Source organism: Arthrobacter sp. 2762 (genome assembly GCF_040548745.1).
Taxonomy (GTDB): domain Bacteria; phylum Actinomycetota; class Actinomycetes; order Actinomycetales; family Micrococcaceae; genus Arthrobacter.
Window position 1 is genome coordinate 32,218 of the sequence record NZ_JBEPSI010000010.1, and the last position, 17,664, is coordinate 49,881.

Consider the following 17,664-nt stretch of genomic DNA (forward strand, 5'->3'; position numbering starts at 1 on the left):
TCCATCGTCCTTGTCAGCCGAAACCGTTCCAGAGCCGCTGCCACCACGTTCGCTTGATTGGTTCCTCCGGCTCCGGCTCAGGTGGAGCCGCAGCCCGCCGCTCGCGCCAACGTTCCAGATCGGCGTCAACATCCCGCAGCTTGGTGATCACTGGAGGCCCACCCTGAAGTTGGCGTCTGGCCTCAATGACGCGCTTGTTGAAGTCCTCAAGGATGTCGCGGGCTTGCTTCTCCGTGTACTGCTGATCCAGCTTCGCGTCGAGTTCAGCGTCCTCGATCCGTAGGAGAATGGCTGGCGGGCCGATCCCGCTGAGTCGCTCACGCTGGATCAGACCTTTGACCCACCAGTCCGGGTCATAGTGCTCCCCCAGGCCCGGGATCGGCTTGCCAGCGTATTTGAGGTTGTCGAATTTGCCCTGGTTCATGGCGTCCCGGATCAAATATTCGACCCGCGCGGCATCGTCCACCTTCCGGCGTTTCTCCCGCTCCTCCGCCTCGGCCGCCTCGAGCTCTGCGTCTTCCTCGGCATTACCGCCCCACGAGCGGACGGCCCGCAATTCCGCGCCCCGCTCGAGTTTCCGCCTGAAGGCATTGTTCTCGGCGTTCACGTTTCGCCACCTCCTCGCACGGCAGTCCTCTCCTGCCGGAAATCGTGGTTCCGGCTCCAGTATTCCGCACTTTGCTGGGACACGGGGAGGGCTGAGCGCTACTCTCGATCCAAATACCCACACACGAAGGGCCGCGCGTGACTACCGTTTCCAATGCATTCATTCCGGTCTCGGACCCGGGCCGGGCCGCCAAGTGGTATTCGGAACACCTGATGCTTCGGACTGTCACCGTTTCGGAGTGGTCGGCAGTTCTAACGGGCGACGGCGGTGCCACAGTTACGCTGATGGGTCCGCTCAGCGGGATCGCGGCTGAGCCCGGGCTGGCATGGGCGACCTGCGGTTTCCTGGTGGAGGACCTCACAGGCATGCGGGATAGCTTGCTCAGGAATGGACACGGCGTGTCAGTGGTGGAGGGCGATCCGGACACCTGCCTGTTCTTCACAGTCCGGGACCTCGACGGGAACGTCCTGCTGCTCACGGACAGATAGGCTCCCTCGTTCCAGGAACGCCGCAGCCCGGTGGGTCCAGGAACGCCCCAACCTCGTAGGTCCACGAGCCCCTTTGAAAACCGGACGCCCCGACACGCCGCAGGTAAACGGCGTGTCGGGGCCAGTGCCACCTCAAAGCAGGTCATGAAGCAACGCAGGCAACAACGCAGGCTAGTGAACGGCCATGCTCGGATCCAGCTGCTCGATGCCCTCTGGAGTAACAAGGACCACCCGGGCCGTGCAAATGTCGTAGAACAAGCCCGTGGCCTGCACTTGCCCGGATACCAAGGCCGGCCCAGTGACTGGGTGCTCTTGGAGTTTCTGGAGCTGGACAGCGACGTTCACCATGCTTAGCTGGTCGAGGCGGCTGTAGCCTTCAGCTTCGGCAGCAAGGGCAACCGGATGACCGTCCAACAGGGTGCGGTAGCTCGGCCGGGCGTGCTCCAGCCAGGCATCGAAGCCCCCGCCCAAGGCTGCGGGCGCACCCTCAGCGTCGGCAATAACGGCCTTCATCGCGCCACAGTTGGAGTGGCCGCAGATCACGATCGAGTCCACGGACAAGCCCTTGACGGCGAATGCCAGTGCCGAGTCGATCGAGGCATCCCGGCCGTCAGGGCACACTACGTTGCCAATATTCCGCAGTGTCAGAAGGTCCCCGGGGCCGCTGCTGGTGATGAGGTTTGGGTTGACCCTCGAGTCGACGCACGCAACAAACAGTGTGTCCGGGTTCTGCCCCTCGGTCAGATCCTGCACCAGCGGGCGAACCTTATCCGCGTAGCGTCGATGGTATTTGTCGACGCCAAGGAGGATCGACCGCAGCGGAAGCTGCCCGCCGTCGTCGTGCTGCCAGGAGGTCCTGGGCGGCAGCGGGAATTCGCGTGGATCCTGACGCTGGGGAGTGTTATCCGCGGCGTCGGTGAAAGCGGTGGTTCCGTGTTCCTCCAAAACCACCGACGCGCCGGTGGAACGGTGTTGCGTCTGCCAGGCGACCAGCGCCTCGCGGAAAGCGTGATCGAGGTAATCGGCGTTGAGTTCAACCACTGCGTCCTGGCCTTCGGGCACGGAGTGCAGGACGCGGTTCAGTCGAGGGAGGGCGAAGAAGCTGCAGGACCCGGCGATCGTGACGCGCCACGGCAGCTGCTCCCCGGCAGGAGCATGGGCATGGATCTGGGCACGGAGTACCCGCCACAACACGCAGAGCGCCGCGAGTGCGAGGCCGATAATGACGCCTTCGAGCAGGTTGAGTACAACTACGCACGTCAGCGTGACCACGTAGACCAGGAGGTCGCCGGTGCGGAGGCTGGTTTTGATGTCGGCGACCTTGATGAGCTTGGCGCCGATGACGAGCAACAGGCCTGCGAGCACGGACAGCGGAATCAGCTGGATGAGACCGGCGAACAGTGCCGAGAACACCAGAACCCACACGCCGTGCAGGATGGCGGACGCCCGGCTCGCGGCGCCGGCCTCAACGTTGGTGGCGCTGCGGACGATCACGCCCGTCACCGGGAGGCCACCGAGCATTCCCGAGACCATGTTGGCCGAGCCTTGTCCCACGAGTTCGCGGTTGAGGTTGGTGCGCGTGCCTGCGTGCATCTTGTCCACCGCGACCGCAGACAGCAGCGATTCGATGCTTGCGATCAGAGCTACCGTGATGACTGCCATGGCGGCGGCGCGCCAGTTGCCGTCGGGCAAGCTCGGCAGGGCAACGGCGTCGAACAGCGAACCGCTGAAGCTGATGCGCTCGACGCTGGGCGCAACTGCTGCAGACAAAGCGGTGACAGCGACCACCGCCGCAAGCGGGCCGGGAATCTTCTGCACTGCGGTGGGCAGGTATTTCCAGGCAAGGAGGATGGCCACGACTGCGAGGCCGAGAAGGGCGGAGTGCAGCTCGACATTGGTGATGGCCGCAGGAAGTGCGGTCAGATTTTCGACGGCGGACCCAGCCGCTTGGCCGCCGAGCAGCACATGCAACTGCTGCAGGATGATCGTGATGCCGATGCCGGCCAGCATCGCTTTGACCACCACCGGCGAAACTGCCAGCGCGGCCCTGCCTACGCGGCTGATACCCAGCAACAACTGCACGACGCCGGCGGCCGCGGTAATAGCGCACGTCACCTGCCAGCCGAACTCATCAACGAGGCCGGCGACGACGACGGTCAGTCCGGCGGCGGGGCCGCTCACCTGCAGTGGCGAGCCGCCCAGGCTGCCAGCGACAATGCCTCCGACGGCTGCTGCGATAAGTCCGGCCATGACGGGCGCTCCGGAGGCGGCGGCGATGCCGAGCGAGAGTGGAAGTGCAACGAGGAAGACGACGAGGGATGCGGGGAGGTCGGCTCCGAGGTTGCTGAGGAAGCTGGGTTTGGTTGCTTTGCCCCGGCTTCCGGGCGGGCTGTGGGAGTCCGTGGAGATGGAAGCGGAGTCGTTTGGCTGCGGCACTGGAATTTCCTAAGGTTCGGGAACACTGACTTCTCCAGCGTAGGAATGTTGTCACGTGCAATGACAAGATGATGTGATTCTTGTGACAAAAGTTGTGAACAGGCAGCGTCATGTGGCGACCAATGGGAACTTCTGCAGGGAGTGGGATCGTTGAGGACTCCATGTGCGCGGACATAGTCTGAAGCAATGGATGAAGAAACCCGCACAGTGGACGAACACAGCACACGGGGCTCGTAAGTCACCGGCAACGAGTTCAATCGGGATACCAACTACATCGAGGACCGGATCACCCGCGACGGCACTCCCGGACCCAACGGTGAACCCGGCTGGCCGGTAGAGCCAGGCAGATACCGGCTGATAGCAGCCCGGGCCTGCCCGTGGGCCAGCCGTTCGGTCATCGTCCGCAGGCTTCTGGGCCTGGAGCACGTCATCAACCTCGGACAGCCGGGCCCTATTCACGACGCCAGGTCCTGGACCTTTGACTTGGATCGTGAGGGAAAAGATCCAGTACTGGGAATCGAGCGGCTACAGGAGGCGTACTTCCGCCGCTTTCCGGACTATCCCCGCGGCAGAGATACCTCGTGGGTGATTCCATCACCGAGGCGGACGTCAGGCGGTGCACCACCCTGGCTCGCTTTGATGCGGTCTACCACGGGCACTTCAAATGCAATCGAAACAAGCTCAGCGAAATGCCGGTGCTATGGGCATATGCCAGGGATCTGTTCCAAACGCCGGGTTTCGGGGACACGATCGACTTCGTCCAGATCAAGCAGCACTACTACATAGTGCATGATGACATTAATCTCACACGCATCGTCCCTGTGGGCCCGGACCTCTCCGGTTGGCTGACCCCGCACGGAAGGGAATCGCTTGGCGGGCACCCGTTCGGTGACAGAACTCCGCCAGGGCCGGTCAAGGCCGGCGAGGAAGTGGCTGCCGGCCACGGTGCCGCCTAACCGGCGGCAGCCTTCGGCCCATCTGATCGGAACCCACCTGACCCCGTCACTGACGAAGGCCAGCCAGCGCCCCTTCCACCGCAGCAATCGCCGCAGCCGTGATCTGCTCCCGCTCACCTGAGCCGTCCACCATCACCAGGATTCCGCGTTGCGTGTACGCCGTCACCACAGGCTGCGTCTCGTCCCGGTACAGCTCCAGCCGGCGCTGGATCACGGGTTCAGTGTCGTCGCTGCGGCCCTGTTCCTGGGCCCTTTGAAGCATGCGGGCAACGAGCTCGGCATCCTCCACTGTCAGCACAACAACCACTTCGAGCGTCTGTTGTTTTGCGGCCAGAATCTCATCAAGGGCGCCGATTTGGATGACAGTCCGCGGGTAGCCGTCCAGTAGAAACCCGTTCCCTGTATCGGCGTCCTCCAGTCGCTGACGGAGCATAGCCGTAGTGACGTGGTCAGGAACAAACTCGCCCCGGTCCATGTACTCGCCGGCTTCTGCACCGAGCTCCGTCTTGTCCCGAACATGTGCACGGAAAAGGTCTCCCGTAGAGATCGCGGGGATCGAGAAATGCCTGGCGATCACTTCCGCCTGCGTGCCTTTGCCGGAACCTGGAGGGCCCATGATGATCAATCGCGCCATGACACAAGTCCGTTTCAAGAGGCGGCCGGGACTTAAACGATACGCCGACGACGGCGCGACACTCCCGCCGTCGCCGGTTTTTCTTGCCGACCGCTCCTGGCGTCAGGCGTTGACTGGCTCGGCCAGCAGCGAGTCGATCTGGCCGATCGCTTCCCGCAGCCCTTCCTCCATGCCCATGTCCGACATCTTCTGAAGCTGTTCTTCAGAGTCAAAGCGCGTGGACATGGTCATGCGGGTGCGGTCACCAACGGGCTCGAGCTTGACGGTGGCGTGGGCAGCTCCGTGCTCCTCCACGGGGACGCCCTGTTCGTCGGCAAATCCGTAGTCGAATTCCAGGCGGTCCGGGGCGTTGATGGTGGTGAACTGCCACCAGCCGCGGGCCTTTGTGCCGTCGGGCACCGTCATGTAATAGGCGGCCTTGCCTCCGGGGGTGAAATCGTGGGTTTCGAATGTGGCCGGCACAGTGGGCGGTCCCCACCACCGTTCGAGCTGGCGCGGATCCTCCCAGATTTTCCAAACGCGCTGGACGCCGGCATCGAACTCGGCAACGACCGTGAGGCTCAGGGCCTCGGCATTCTTGTCCACGCTGACAACAGTCATGGCAGATCCCTTCCTAATCTTCAGCGAGAATTTCGGCGATCCGGCTGGCACGCTGCCGCCAGATCATTTCGTATTGATCCAACAGACGCCGGGCTTTTTGCAGTCCATCACGATTCCCCCGCACGATCTGCTCCCTCCCACGCTTCTCCTTGGTCACCAGGGAGGCCCGTTCCAGGACCGCGACATGCTTCTGCACGGCCGCGAAACTCATGATGTAGAGCGCAGCCAACCCGGACACCGAATACTCCCCGGACGTCACCCTGGCCACGATGTCCCGCCGAGTGCCATCTGCCAACGCTTGGAACAATCGGTCGAGTTCCACCTCGTCGGAGGGTGCTGAACTGAGCTGATCTACAACCATTTGGTTGTACGATATCGCCGGGATGGAGCGATGTCAACGGTTTTCAGTGATCATCCCGCGGTCACCTCTTGCGACGGAGGACCCCCGGAGGTAAGTTTTTGAAACGTACCAAAGAAAGCGCTTTCCGGACCTTTAGGTGGAACCGAACATGACTCAGCACGCCCCGATCACGTGGCTCGACGGCGAACCGCCCGCCACACTAAGCGGCGGGACAACGTGGGGGATGCCCTTTCCACGGGGTACCGTACAAGGCCCGGAAGAGCTGTCCGTTTTCGATGCCACCGGCGAGGCCATCAACGCCCAAACCTGGCCGCTCGCCACTTGGCCGGACGGCTCGCTCAAGTGGGCGGGCGTCGCGATCGGCGCCACCGATCAGCCGTCGCCGGCCTACAGCGTCACCACCAATAGCAGCACCGCGCACCCACCGGAAGAGCACGACGGCGGCCCGGCAGCCGCCGTCGAACGCTCACCTGAGGTGACAGTCACCGAAACGGAAGAGTCCGTAACGGTCTCCACCGCGACCTTGGAGATGGTGCTCCCCCGGTCGGGCCCCACCCTGTTCAGTACGCTGACACGCAACAGTTCCGTGGTGGCGAAGGACGGCAGACTCGTGAGTCTGCTCCAGACCGGGTTGAGCGAGGGAGTCGGCAGCACAACTCGCGGAGGTTTCACTGGCCACGTCACGTCCGTAACGGTGGAGCAGCACGGCCCTGTTCGGGCAGTCGTGCGTCTGGATGGCCGCCATCGGGCTGACCTGAGCGAAAGGGAATGGCTTCCGTTCACCGTCCGCTTCTACTTCCATGCCGGCGCGCGGAGCATCCGGATGATGCATTCGTTCATTTGGGACGGCGAGGCTGACAAGGACTTCCTCGGCGGGCTGGGCGTCCAGTTCAGCGTCCCACTCGAAAGCGAACTACACGATCGTCACGTTCGGATCGCCGGTGCGGACGCAGGCTTTCTCGTGGAAGCGGTCCGCGGTTTGACGGGCCTGCGACGGGATCCGGGCCAGGCCGTACGCCAAGCCCAAATTGCCGGGGAACCCACGCCGCCGCTCAACGAATGGAGCCCGCTGGTTTCCGAACGGCTGCATCTCATCCCGTCCTGGAACGACTACACCCTCACGCAGCTGAGCGCCGACGGCTTTGAGTTGCGGAAACGTACCGCTCCCGGCCACGGCTGGGTGGGCATTTCCGGCGGCACCCGTTCCGCGGGCTTCTGCTCCCTGACTGACCTGCGGGGCGGATTCGGGATTGGCGTGCGGGATTTCTGGCAGTCGCATCCGGGCCAGCTGGACATCCGCGGCGCAGCAACGTCCGAGGCCACGATGACGGCTTGGCTCTACTCCCCTGAGGCCCAGCCAATGGACCTCCGTTTCTACCACGATGGCCTCGGTCAGGACACCTTTGAGGAACAACTCGAGGGCTTGGAGATCACCTACGAGGATTACGAGCCCGGCTTCGGCAACCCCACCGGCATCGCCCGCACCCATGAGCTGACCCTGTTCGCCTACGATGCAACACCCTCTACTGAAGGCCTCGCCGCCGATGCCCTGTCGGCGTCCACTCCCCCGCTTCTGCAACCATCCCCCGAGTACCTGCACGCCGCCGGTGTCTTCGGCGACTGGTCACCCGTGAACCGCAGCACTCCGGCCCGGGCAGAGCTGGAAGACAAGCTGGATTTCCTGTTCGACTTCTACCATGGCCAAACGGAACAGCGCCGCTGGTACGGGTTCTGGAACTACGGCGACGTCATGCACACCTACGACTCGGACCGGCATGTCTGGCGGTACGACGTCGGCGGTTACGCCTGGGACAACTCGGAACTCTCGCCCGATCTGTGGCTCTGGTACATGTATCTCCGCTCCGGCCGCGCCGACGTTTTCCGCTTCGCTGAGGTCATGACCCGCCACACCGGTGAAGTGGACGTCTACCACCTCGGCCCTTGGCGCGGTCTGGGCTCGCGGCACAACGTGCAGCACTGGGGTTGCAGCGCCAAGCAGTTGCGCATCAGCACCCCGACCTACCGACGCTTCTACTATTACCTGACCGCGGATGAGCGCACCGGCGATCTCCTCACCGAACTCGTGGACAGCGACCAGAACTTCCTGGGACTGGACCCCGTCCGCAAAGTACGTCCCGACGCCGATACCTACCGCCCCGACCGCGGCGCCTTGGGCGTCGGGCTCGGCACAGACTGGGGCTCGCTCGCGGCCACCTGGCTCACGGACTGGGAACGCACCGGAAACCCCCGCTCACGCGACCGCCTCTTGGGAACCATGGCCGATATCGGCGCCCTGAAATATGGATTCCTCACAGGCGAGGCGCTCTACGACCTCGACAAGGGAAGGTTCGACGCCGGCAGGGAAGTCATCAGCGTCTCGCACCTGAGTGCCGTGTTCGGTTTGGTGGAAATCTGCAGCGAACTGATCAGCCTGGTGCCGGATGCTTCATTCGAGAAAGCCTGGATGCAATACTGCCGGCTGTTCCTGGCTTCACCGGAGGAGCAAGCCGCCGAAGTGGGGCAGCCCTTGACAGGCATCTACTTGACACAGGCGCACAGCCGGCTCACGGCCTACGCCGCAGCCCGATTGGGGGCACCGGACTTGGCGGAGCTGGCGTGGGAGAGCTTTGCCCAAGGCGGGGAGAACCTGAACCATGCCGAAGCCTTCACCTTGAAAAAGATCCTCCCGCCGCATGTCCTTCAACCAGTGGACGAGGCCCCCACTGTTTCCACCAACGACACCGCCCAGTTCGGCCTGGCCGTCATCCAGAACCTGGCCCTCATCGGAAGTGCGTTGCCCGGGGAGGAGGTCCCGGCGTCGTAAGTCCTGTGGTTTATAACCCGCGTTACCGCCGCAAGCGGGCGATGATCACCCCGCAAACCAGGTCAGGAAGCCCGGCCTTAGGAGCTCGACCGCGGATGCATGATCCGCATCTGGTCCCATGTGCGCTCGGAGGCAGCGATGTTCTGGTTCGAGCGTTCGCGGTCCAGGGAGGCAAGTTCGACGGCGATCGCCTGGACCGCGGCCACCGCACCTGTCAGGGACGGGAAGAAGCCGGCACCTTCGGTGGGCACGACGATCCGGTGCTGGGCGTGCACGGCCACAGGTGAGCCGGCGCTGTCAGTGATGGAAACGATCGGCGCCCCTATGTTGTGGGCAATATCGACGGCGCGAATGGTGCTGTCGTAAACCCTCCAAAGGCTAATGGCGATGACGAGGTCCTCGGCACCCAACCGCGCGATGGCATTTGTCAGGGCAGCGACGTCGGCATCGAGGAGTCGGACGTTGTAGCCGGCGATGATTGCGTTGTGCTCCAAGGCCTTGCCCGGGATGGCGTAGCTTCCTGCCGCCACAATGAAGGTTTGCCGCGCGCTGGCGATGGCCTTCGCAATCTGGTGGATTGCATCTGCGTCCAACGTCCGTTCAAAATGGACCAAATTCGCGCGATCCGTGGAGACCGCAGCCTGTGCAGGACTACTGATGTGCCCGTTGTGCTCAGCGGCAACTTCCACTGCGCTCAGCGATGCCAGGAAGCGTGACCTGAGCTCGAACTGGAAGTCTGCCCAGCCCTTGAACCCCAGTGTTTGAGCGGTTCTTGTCACCGTGGAGGCGTTCGAAGCGGCTGCTGCAGCAATGTCACTCACAGACCCGTAGGAGGCAAGGCGCGGCTGCGAGCGCAGGATTCCAACCACCTGCATCTGGCGTGCTGCAAGCTTCCGGCCCTGGACACGGCTATCGAGCCACTCGGTCAACGTTGACGAGTCGAAATCTTCTTCCACCTATTGACCTACCTCACACTTTCGCCGTACCTTCGATACATCGCATCTGCACAGACTTGTGCATATTCCTAAAAATGTACAACTTGGCCCACTTTGGCAGGAATCACCATGTCTCTCACAGCACGCCTGGATCGTCTGGCTCTCAGTCGACCACACTACAAGCTTCTCCTCATCGGAGGCCTCGGCTACTCATTCGACGGCATGGACGGCGCCGTGGTCGCGTTCCTGCTCCCTCGAATCCAGGAATTGTGGGGCCTCAGCAATGCCAGCCTCGGCCTGGTAGGTTCGGCCGCCCCGTTGGGCTTCTTCTTCGGCGCGATCCTCTCGGGATGGATGGGCGATCGATTTGGCCGTAAGAAGGTCATGTTGTGGGCACTCGCCTTCTACTGCCTGATGTCAGTGGTTGCAGCCATGGCTCCCAGCTTCGAGGTCTTCCTGATTGCACGGATCTTTGCAGGATTGGGGGCAGGCGCAGAGAGCGTCATCATCGCTCCGTTCCTGTCAGAGTTCATTCCCCCGAAGCGTCGCGGTTGGTTCATTGGAACCCTTGCCGGCTTCTTCTCCTTCGGCTTCGTGGGCGCTGCGTTGATTGGCCGGTTCATCGTGCCGATGGGCGAGGACGGTTGGCGCTGGGCCCAGGTTGTCACGGCCATACCTATCCTTCTCCTGCTGTGGTGGCGCCGCAGCCTGCCTGAATCGCCGCGCTTCCTTATCAGCCGTGGCCGCGTAGCCGAAGCAACAGAGGTGGTGGAGCGCTTTGAACAGAGCGTCGTCAAGGCCACCGGCAAAGACCTCGCTTCCTTGCCTCCGGCCCAGGAGGAGATCGCCAAGCATGAGCAGAAGATCAGCATCTGGAACGCCCTGAAGTTCATGTGGTCAAAGGCCATGCGCCGTCGGACGGCCGTCATCTGGCTGATCTGGTTCGTGATCACCTTCTCCTATTACGGCTTCTTCTCGTGGATTCCCACGCTGCTGGTGGGCCGCGGCATCACTGTAACCAAGAGCTTTGAATACTCGATCATCATTTACCTGGCGCAGATTCCGGGCTACTTCTCGGCAGCATGGCTGTGCGACCGGATCGACCGCAAGAACACCATCGCCCTGTATCTGGCAGGATCAGCCCTCAGCGCGTTCTGGCTGAGCCAGTCCAATGATTCCGGCATGATCCTGGTGGCCGCCGCAACGTTATCCTTCTTCCTGAACGGTACGTATGCCGGTGTTTACGCCTACACTCCGGAGCTCTTCCCCACCTGGATGCGAGCCACTGGCGTTGGCCTGGCCAGCGCCGTTGGTCGCATCGGCAGCATCCTCGCACCATCCATCATCGGCATCTTCTCAGTGGCCCTCGGTTTCGGCGGGGTGTTCACCATGACCACGGTGGTGTTGACCATCGGAGTGCTGGGCGTCGTGATCTTCGGAGCCTCGACCGCGGGCAAGTCTTTGGAGGACATCAACGCGCGTGCTGAACATGATCCGGCTCCGGCAGGAAAGGGACAGCAATGAGTTTCCTGGCAACGGACGCAGTATTTCGGCAAACATTCGACGCCATGCGCCAGGATCCGGGCGTCATTCTCTTCACCGCCCTCCAATGGGTCCCGCAGCGATCCGGCCTCCGGCGCCTTTTCACAAGCCATCCCGACGAGTATCCAGTGGGCGCCGAGAAAACCGTGGAGATCTCGCCAGGGTGGCTGGGAACGGTTATCGACGACAAGAAGCCCTTCCTCGCCCCGGATCTTAGGGGCCTCCGGGAAGTTTTCACGGACTCCGGACTCATCCAACAACTCGGCTGTGGTGCGGTCATCAACGTTCCCGTCCTCGGCCCCGACGGCAACGTGGTGGGTGTCCTCGCCATGTTGGACGCAGAAGGCCGGTATACACCGCAAAGTGTGGAAACCGCCGTCGAGGTCGTCAACCGTAACCTTGCTGACCTCGTTGAGGCCTTTGCAGCCCACCCCACCGAAGTCCCCGCAGCCACCGAAGTCCCCGGGAAGGACACCGTCTAAATGAGTACCACCCCAGAAACCGAAGCCACCGACCAGCAGGCGCCCGCCCTTGTCATTCGCAACGCAAGCGTCCTTGATGTCCAGACAGGCACGTACTCCACAGCCGACGTCGTGAGTGTTGAGGGGAAGATCAGCAGCGTCAGCCCCGACGCCGAGACGCCTTCCGGCGCCCGCGTGATTGATGGAACCGGAAAGTTTGTCATCCCGGGGCTCATTGACGCGCACGTCCACGTGGTTGCGTCCAGCGCTGACTTCCGCTCGCTGACCTGGACACCGGCATCGTATGTGTACGCACAGACGGCCCGGATCATGGGACAGATGCTGCGCCGCGGTTTCACCACCGTCCGGGACCTATCCGGCGCCGATTTTGGCCTGGCGATGGCTCAGCAGGAAGGACTGCTCGAGGGTCCGAAGATCCACTTCTGCGGCCACGCCCTGAGCCAGACCGGCGGACACGGCGACATGCGGCTTCCCGGCGAAGACCACGATCCCAATGGCCGCGGGTGTTGCGGAATCGGTCGCGTGGCCGACGGCGTTGACGCAGTCCGGGCAGCCGCTCGCGACGAGATCCGCAAGGGCGCCCACCACATCAAGATCATGGCGTCCGGTGGAGTCTCCTCCCCCACGGACCGCATCGATTCCACTCAGTACTCCATGGAAGAAATGCGTGCCGCAGTGGAAGAAGCCGAAGCCGCCAACCGCTACGTCGCCGCCCACGCCTACACGGCCCGCGCCATCAACCGCGCACTCGAAGCCGGCGTCCGCTCGATCGAACACGGAAACCTCCTCGACGACGAGAGCCTCAAGCTCTTCATCGAGAAGGACGCCTTCCTGGTTCCCACGCTCGTCACCTACTGGGCGCTTAAGGAAGAGGGAAAGGAATTCGGGCTCACCGAGGAGATGTGGGCCAAGGTGGATTCAGTATTAACCAGCGGACTGGAAGCCATCTCCCGAGCACATGAAGCCGGCGTGAAAATGGCATTCGGCTCGGACCTCCTGGGCGGCATGCACCGCCATCAGAACGAGCAGTTCAGGTTGCTCGGCAAGGTTCAACCAGCCATCGACGCCATCCGCTCAGCAACCACGACGGCGGCCCTGCTGCTTGACCGCGAAGGTGAACTAGGCGTGATCGCGCCTGGCGCGGACGCGGACATGCTGGTGTTGGGCGCCGACCCTGTGTCGGACATCGCGGTACTGGCAGACATCTCGGAACATTTGGAGTTCCTGATCCAGAACGGTCGGGTGATCTCGTAGCACTCCGGCAGGTATTGGGAACCTCTGGTTACCACGCTCAAAGCTCGATATTGTAAGTGTGCTGACAATATCGGTAGCGAGTCAGAGGAGGACATTGTGACCACGAAAGTCAACAAAACCATCATGGTCAACGTTCCGGTGAGTACGGCATACAGACAGTGGACGCAGTTCGAGGAATTCCCCCGCTTCATGGGTGGAGTGGAACGCGTGACGCGGCTGAGCGATGACCGCCTGGAATGGGTAGCCGAAATCGCTGGCGTCCATCGCCGCTGGGAAGCAAAGATCGTTCAGCAGGACGTGGACCGTGCTGTGGCATGGGCCGCCGTCGAAGGTGCCAAGAATGCCGGCTGGGTGGACTTCAAGGAAGCCGGGCCAAGCCAGACGTCCTTGCATCTCTCACTCGAATACGAGCCTCACGGCGTCCTTGAATTCCTCGGCGACAAACTGCATGTGGTTGAAAGGCAGGCGGAGTCGGACTTGAAGAAGTTCAAGGAGTACATCGAGAAGAAAGCACCGGAACCGGATGCTGATATGGGCACCACGGGGACTTCGACTACAACGGGGGCCACAGGCACAGCGGCCAGCACCAGCGCGGCAACCGGGGCCGCAACAGGACCCACAACCGGCGCTGGCACTGATACACCCGGCGACGTCCCGATCGTAGATCCCATCACGCACGCCTTCGATCAGACCAATGGCCTGGCAGATCTGGACGGCGATTCCGACGAGACAGCGGACAGCGATACGCGCAGCGCCGAGGAACGGAAGGACGACAACGGCTTCGGCCCGGGCTACATCCCACCGATGGGTGGGCTGCCCGGCCAGCGGTAGAGGCCACCCGCACGAAACAAACAACCAGTGCCGCCCGGATCACCACGATCCGGGCGGCACTGCTGTTTAGGCGGCGTTCCTGTTAATCGGCGCCGTTACTTCTGGCCGACATAGACGACGGCGGGCATCGCCGGAGTCTGCATACCCTCGCCGATGTAGAAGCTCGGGTGCGGCGGCTGGTTGTAGGCCACGTTCTCTCGGGCGACGGCAGTGCGGTACACGGTGTCGTGCATCAGGGTCCGCAGCCGGACCTCGGTGGGAGCCGTGGTGGTGTAGATGCGCAGCTCGGTGCTGTCCGCGGACGGCCAGGCAATCTCTTCACGCCAGTCCCCCAGGATGTCGGCCTGGATGGACGGGTTTCCCTTGGTGGTGTTGTTGCTGCGGGCCCCGTCGGCCGTCAGGAGCCGGTCACTCTGCTCAGTTTCCCAATTCCACTTTGAGATGGTGGGTACGCCACGGGATACCGTTGCGTCGTAGTCGTGGTCCACAATCCCGCGCAGGAGATCGCCATCCCACCAGGCCAGGAAGTTCGCGGCTGGAATCTTCTCCGCGATCAGCTCTCCCTTGGCGGACATTAGCTGGCCCACGGGCGAATCCCAGGCAGCGCTGCCGCCGACGGCCCAACCTTCAGCGCCGGCGTACCGGGGATCAATGTCCCCTGCAGCTCCGCGCCCTGTGTCCTTGATGGCCGGGATGCTCCAGAGGACCTCACCTGTAGCAGCGTCCCGGAAAGTGGCGCCCCTGTTTCCGCTCTGGCTCATGCTTTCGTGGACAGCGAAGGTTTCAAGGCCGGGCCGGGATGGATCAAGGTCGCTGGTATGAATCGCGTCGCCGTGGCCCAACTTCGTGTTGTAGAGCGCCTGGCCGTTGTCATCGATGGTCATGGAGCCAAAGACGAACTCGTCCTTGCCATCCTGGTCCACGTCAGCGACGGAGAGGTTATGGTTGCCCTGCCCCTTGTACTCGTCACCGGCCAAGTTGGAATCGAACGTCCACCGTTTTACAAGCTTCCCGTCCACGAAGTCGTACGTCACCAGGACAGTGCGGGTGTAGTAGCCCCGGCTGAACATCATGGAGGGGTGTTCGCCGTCGAGGTAAGCCACGCCAGCAAGGAACCGGTCCACGCGGTTGCCGTAGTTGTCGCCCCAGCTGGAGACGGTACCGCGCTCGGGCGCGTACGCAACGGTATCCATGATGGTTCCGGTTTCGCCCTTGAAGACTGTCAGGAATTCCGGACCGGACAGGACATAACCGGCGCTGTTGCGGAAGTCGGCGTCGGCGTTTCCGATCACCGTGCCCGCCGCGTCGCGGGTGCCGTCTGCCGTCTTGAACGAGACCTCGGACTTGCCATCGCCGTCGAAGTCGTACGCCAAAACCTGGGTGTAATGAGCACCGGCGCGGATGTTCCGTCCGAGGTCGATGCGCCACAGCTTGGTGCCGTCCAGCTTGTAGGCATCGACGTAAACGTTGCCCGTGTAGCCGGACTGTGAGTTGTCCTTGGCGTTGGACGGCGCCCACGTCTGAATGACCTCATACTTGCCCTCGCCATCGAGGTCGGCCACCGTCGCATCGTTGGCCGAGTAGGTGTAGGCCTTGCCGTCCGGGGTCACACCGTCGGCGGGCTTATCGAGTTTGATGGCCAGGTAGTTCTGCGCCAGCGGCTTGACCGACTCGGTCAATTTGTCCTGCCCCTGGCCATCTCCAACTGTCTTAATGACGTAACTGGATTCCGCCGTTCCGTCCGGGTCCACGAACATCGTGGCATTGCGGATGGGCTCGTCGGTGATGCTGACGCCGTCGCGCAGCACCTGGAAACCGATGCTGTCCTGGTCCAGGCCGAGCATGCGCCAGCTCAGGGTGACGCCCTGGTCCGTCAAGACAGCGACAGGTGCGCGGTCCAGGTTTTCGACCTGACGCTTGAGTGTCGGGGCGGCCTTTTCGGCAGGCACGACGGCGGGAAGGCCGGTTTGCTGTGACAGGTCGGCCTGGGCTGGAGCTGCCTGAGCCAGCGGAAGACCCGTCAGCGCGATGGCTGCCGCCGCCAGGGAAGCCGAGGCCGCCAAGGGGACCGCCCTGAGCGTACGGCCGCTGGCACTGCGAAAGGAACACTTCATGGGGTAAACCAAAGAACATCTCCTTTGATGCTGGGCGGCAGGGGATCTGCCGCCTTCCAATTTGGAACGTTTCACTCAATGGCAAAGCGCGTGGCTTTCTCATTGAGTTTGGGGTGAGAAAACGCTTTCCGCCTCAAGGTTTACCAGCGGCAAAACAGGTCAGTCAAGAGTTTGACAGAAGTTGACTGCCCAGAGCCCTTGGTTCCTGACCTTCTTTGGTCGAGCGGTACTCCCACAGCAGCAAGGGGTAGCGTTCCAATGGAGTGGTCCACCCATGAAAGGAACATCATGAATACCTGGCTCATCACTGGCTGCTCCACCGGACTCGGCCGCGCGCTGGCCCAAGCCGTGCTCGCAGGGGGCGATAACGCCGTCGTCACCGCCCGCGACGTCTCCAAGCTGCAGGAGTTGACCGCTGAATTTCCGACGACGGCCCTGGCCGTAGCGCTCGATGTCACCGAGCAGTCGCAGGTAGAAGCCGCCGTGAAGCAGGCCGAGGACCGGTTTGGCGCGGTGGACGTTCTGGTCAACAATGCCGGTTACGGTTACCGCGCAGCCATTGAAGAAGGCGACGACGGCGACGTCCGGGCGCTGTTCGACACCAACGTTTTTGGTCCGGTCGCCATGATCAAGGCTGTCCTGCCTGGAATGCGCTCCCGCCGATCCGGTGCGATCGTGAATATTTCCTCCATCGGCGCCCGGATCTGCCCGCCCGGTTCGGGCTACTACTCAGCGTCGAAGGCTGCGTTGGAGGGCCTGTCCGGTTCGTTGCAGAAAGAACTGAAGCCTCTGGGGATCTCCGTGACAGTGGTGGAGCCCGGGGCGTTCCGGACCGACTTTGCCGGGCGTTCGCTCACCCAGTCGGCGCAGGCAATTGAGGACTACGCCGAGACGGCCGGTAAACGTCGCAAGGAAAATGACACCGTCCACGGCACCCAGCCCGGCGACCCGGACAAAGCAGCAGAGGTGATCATCGCCGCCGTCGAAGCAGCTGAGACGCCCGCCTTCCTGCTGCTGGGTGCCGATGCCGTTTACGCATACGGTGCGGTGGAGGAAGCCCAGCGCGCCGAGGTGGATCGTTGGCGCGAGCAAAGCATCAGCACGGGTTACACGGAGTAACGTCCAACGTGTAATCGGTCACACTTGGCCGGATCAGCTTGTCAATCGCGGTAGGCAGCATGAACCATGAATGAGGGAATTCGTTCCCATACAAGCTGAATCAGCAATCCTCACCGACGAGGATGCGGCCCCTGCGAAGAAGCTTGGGGCTGTTAACGGCCTGAGTGAAAGTACTGACAATGACGACACATACTGACTCCATCACGCTGAAAATCTGGGACAAGTCGGCAATCGACCACACCATCGACGCCGCCATCCGGGATCTTTCCCCTCGCGCCGCTGCAGAAAACTGCGGCATTGCAGTAACGCTCAGCGGACCGAAAACCTTCACCGTCAGCCTGAGCCGCTAAGCAGCTCAGGCTAACCACAAGAGGACGACGCCGGGACCTCCCGGCGTCGTCCTCTTGCGTTTTCTGCATCCTGAGGCGCCATCAGGGAACTCCTGATCAAACCTTGAGACTTCCTTGATGCTTTGCGGGCA

Annotated in this window: 15 protein-coding genes and 1 pseudogene; 9 read left to right on the forward strand and 7 right to left on the reverse strand. The window is 62.6% G+C overall.

The annotated features are described in order from the left end of the window. Positions 1–13 precede the first annotated feature (13 nt). Positions 14–607 carry a DnaJ family domain-containing protein gene (locus ABIE18_RS17700; protein WP_499723935.1) on the reverse strand — a complete coding sequence of 198 codons (594 nt, stop codon included), beginning with the start codon at positions 605–607 and terminating at the stop codon, positions 14–16. A gap of 137 nt (positions 608–744) precedes the next feature. Here ABIE18_RS17700 and ABIE18_RS17705 point away from each other — a divergent pair, with 137 nt between their 5' ends. Then, on the forward strand, positions 745–1,095 hold the full coding sequence (locus ABIE18_RS17705; protein WP_499723936.1) for a VOC family protein: 351 nt from the start codon (positions 745–747) through the stop codon (positions 1,093–1,095). 171 nt (positions 1,096–1,266) lie between these two features. Here ABIE18_RS17705 and ABIE18_RS17710 read toward each other — a convergent pair whose 3' ends face one another. After that, positions 1,267–3,531 carry a SulP family inorganic anion transporter gene (locus ABIE18_RS17710; protein ID WP_499723937.1) on the reverse strand — a complete coding sequence of 755 codons (2,265 nt, stop codon included), beginning with the start codon at positions 3,529–3,531 and terminating at the stop codon, positions 1,267–1,269. Between the two features lie 186 nt (positions 3,532–3,717). Between ABIE18_RS17710 and ABIE18_RS17715 the strand changes: the two are divergent. Beyond that, a pseudogene (locus ABIE18_RS17715) lies at positions 3,718–4,487 on the forward strand (glutathione S-transferase C-terminal domain-containing protein). A 46-nt stretch (positions 4,488–4,533) separates the two neighbouring features. Here the strand turns inward: ABIE18_RS17715 and ABIE18_RS17720 are convergent. From ABIE18_RS17720 to ABIE18_RS17730, 3 genes are all read right to left on the reverse strand, one after another. Continuing rightward, complete coding sequence (locus ABIE18_RS17720; protein ID WP_499723938.1) at positions 4,534–5,121, reverse strand: adenylate kinase; 588 nt, start codon at positions 5,119–5,121, stop codon at positions 4,534–4,536. Between the two features lie 102 nt (positions 5,122–5,223). Beyond that, entirely contained in the window at positions 5,224–5,721 is a 498-nt protein-coding gene (locus tag ABIE18_RS17725) for an SRPBCC family protein (RefSeq protein WP_499723939.1), read from the reverse strand. A gap of 13 nt (positions 5,722–5,734) precedes the next feature. Beyond that, a complete protein-coding gene (locus ABIE18_RS17730) occupies positions 5,735–6,082 on the reverse strand; it encodes an ArsR/SmtB family transcription factor (RefSeq protein ID WP_499723940.1) in 348 nt (115 codons plus the stop codon). 148 nt (positions 6,083–6,230) lie between these two features. Here ABIE18_RS17730 and ABIE18_RS17735 point away from each other — a divergent pair, with 148 nt between their 5' ends. Beyond that, complete coding sequence (locus ABIE18_RS17735) at positions 6,231–8,906, forward strand: exo-rhamnogalacturonan lyase family protein (RefSeq protein WP_499723941.1); 2,676 nt, start codon at positions 6,231–6,233, stop codon at positions 8,904–8,906. 77 nt (positions 8,907–8,983) lie between these two features. On the opposite strand, the gene ABIE18_RS17740 is transcribed toward ABIE18_RS17735, so the two are convergent. Beyond that, positions 8,984–9,862: a MurR/RpiR family transcriptional regulator gene (locus ABIE18_RS17740; RefSeq protein WP_477513815.1), complete on the reverse strand. Its 879-nt coding sequence runs from the start codon at positions 9,860–9,862 to the stop codon at positions 8,984–8,986. A gap of 108 nt (positions 9,863–9,970) precedes the next feature. On the opposite strand from ABIE18_RS17740, the gene ABIE18_RS17745 reads away from it, so the two are divergent. From ABIE18_RS17745 to ABIE18_RS17760, 4 genes are all read left to right on the forward strand, one after another. Then, positions 9,971–11,365, forward strand: coding sequence for an MFS transporter (locus ABIE18_RS17745; protein WP_498699006.1), 1,395 nt, complete (start codon positions 9,971–9,973; stop codon positions 11,363–11,365). Then, positions 11,362–11,865, forward strand: a complete 504-nt coding sequence (locus tag ABIE18_RS17750; protein ID WP_499723942.1) for a GAF domain-containing protein — start codon at positions 11,362–11,364, stop codon at positions 11,863–11,865. Before ABIE18_RS17745 ends, ABIE18_RS17750 begins: the two co-directional genes overlap by 4 nt. Then, positions 11,866–13,119, forward strand: coding sequence for a metal-dependent hydrolase family protein (locus tag ABIE18_RS17755; protein WP_499723943.1), 1,254 nt, complete (start codon positions 11,866–11,868; stop codon positions 13,117–13,119). Between the two features lie 96 nt (positions 13,120–13,215). After that, entirely contained in the window at positions 13,216–13,950 is a 735-nt protein-coding gene (locus ABIE18_RS17760; protein WP_499723944.1) for an SRPBCC family protein, read from the forward strand. 95 nt (positions 13,951–14,045) lie between these two features. Here the strand turns inward: ABIE18_RS17760 and ABIE18_RS17765 are convergent, their stop codons facing one another. Then, positions 14,046–16,064, reverse strand: a complete 2,019-nt coding sequence (locus ABIE18_RS17765; RefSeq protein ID WP_499723945.1) for a rhamnogalacturonan lyase — start codon at positions 16,062–16,064, stop codon at positions 14,046–14,048. A gap of 288 nt (positions 16,065–16,352) precedes the next feature. On the opposite strand from ABIE18_RS17765, the gene ABIE18_RS17770 reads away from it, so the two are divergent. Then, positions 16,353–17,183, forward strand: coding sequence for an oxidoreductase (locus ABIE18_RS17770; protein WP_499723946.1), 831 nt, complete (start codon positions 16,353–16,355; stop codon positions 17,181–17,183). 179 nt (positions 17,184–17,362) lie between these two features. Then, positions 17,363–17,533, forward strand: a complete 171-nt coding sequence (locus tag ABIE18_RS17775) for a hypothetical protein (RefSeq protein WP_216926503.1) — start codon at positions 17,363–17,365, stop codon at positions 17,531–17,533. Positions 17,534–17,664: the final 131 nt, after the last annotated feature.

What these genes read in the sequence shown, in the direction of transcription:
- ABIE18_RS17745 (WP_498699006.1), top strand. Translation starts at nt 9,971, where the DNA reads ATGTCTCTCACAGCACGCCTGGATCGTCTGGCTCTCAGTCGACCACAC.
- ABIE18_RS17730 (WP_499723940.1), bottom strand. Translation starts at nt 6,082, where the DNA reads ATGGTTGTAGATCAGCTCAGTTCAGCACCCTCCGACGAGGTGGAACTC.
- ABIE18_RS17725 (WP_499723939.1), bottom strand. Translation starts at nt 5,721, where the DNA reads ATGACTGTTGTCAGCGTGGACAAGAATGCCGAGGCCCTGAGCCTCACG.
- ABIE18_RS17755 (WP_499723943.1), top strand. Translation starts at nt 11,866, where the DNA reads ATGAGTACCACCCCAGAAACCGAAGCCACCGACCAGCAGGCGCCCGCC.
- ABIE18_RS17750 (WP_499723942.1), top strand. Translation starts at nt 11,362, where the DNA reads ATGAGTTTCCTGGCAACGGACGCAGTATTTCGGCAAACATTCGACGCC.
- ABIE18_RS17735 (WP_499723941.1), top strand. Translation starts at nt 6,231, where the DNA reads ATGACTCAGCACGCCCCGATCACGTGGCTCGACGGCGAACCGCCCGCC.
- ABIE18_RS17775 (WP_216926503.1), top strand. Translation starts at nt 17,363, where the DNA reads ATGACGACACATACTGACTCCATCACGCTGAAAATCTGGGACAAGTCG.
- ABIE18_RS17720 (WP_499723938.1), bottom strand. Translation starts at nt 5,121, where the DNA reads ATGGCGCGATTGATCATCATGGGCCCTCCAGGTTCCGGCAAAGGCACG.
- ABIE18_RS17770 (WP_499723946.1), top strand. Translation starts at nt 16,353, where the DNA reads ATGAATACCTGGCTCATCACTGGCTGCTCCACCGGACTCGGCCGCGCG.
- ABIE18_RS17765 (WP_499723945.1), bottom strand. Translation starts at nt 16,064, where the DNA reads ATGAAGTGTTCCTTTCGCAGTGCCAGCGGCCGTACGCTCAGGGCGGTC.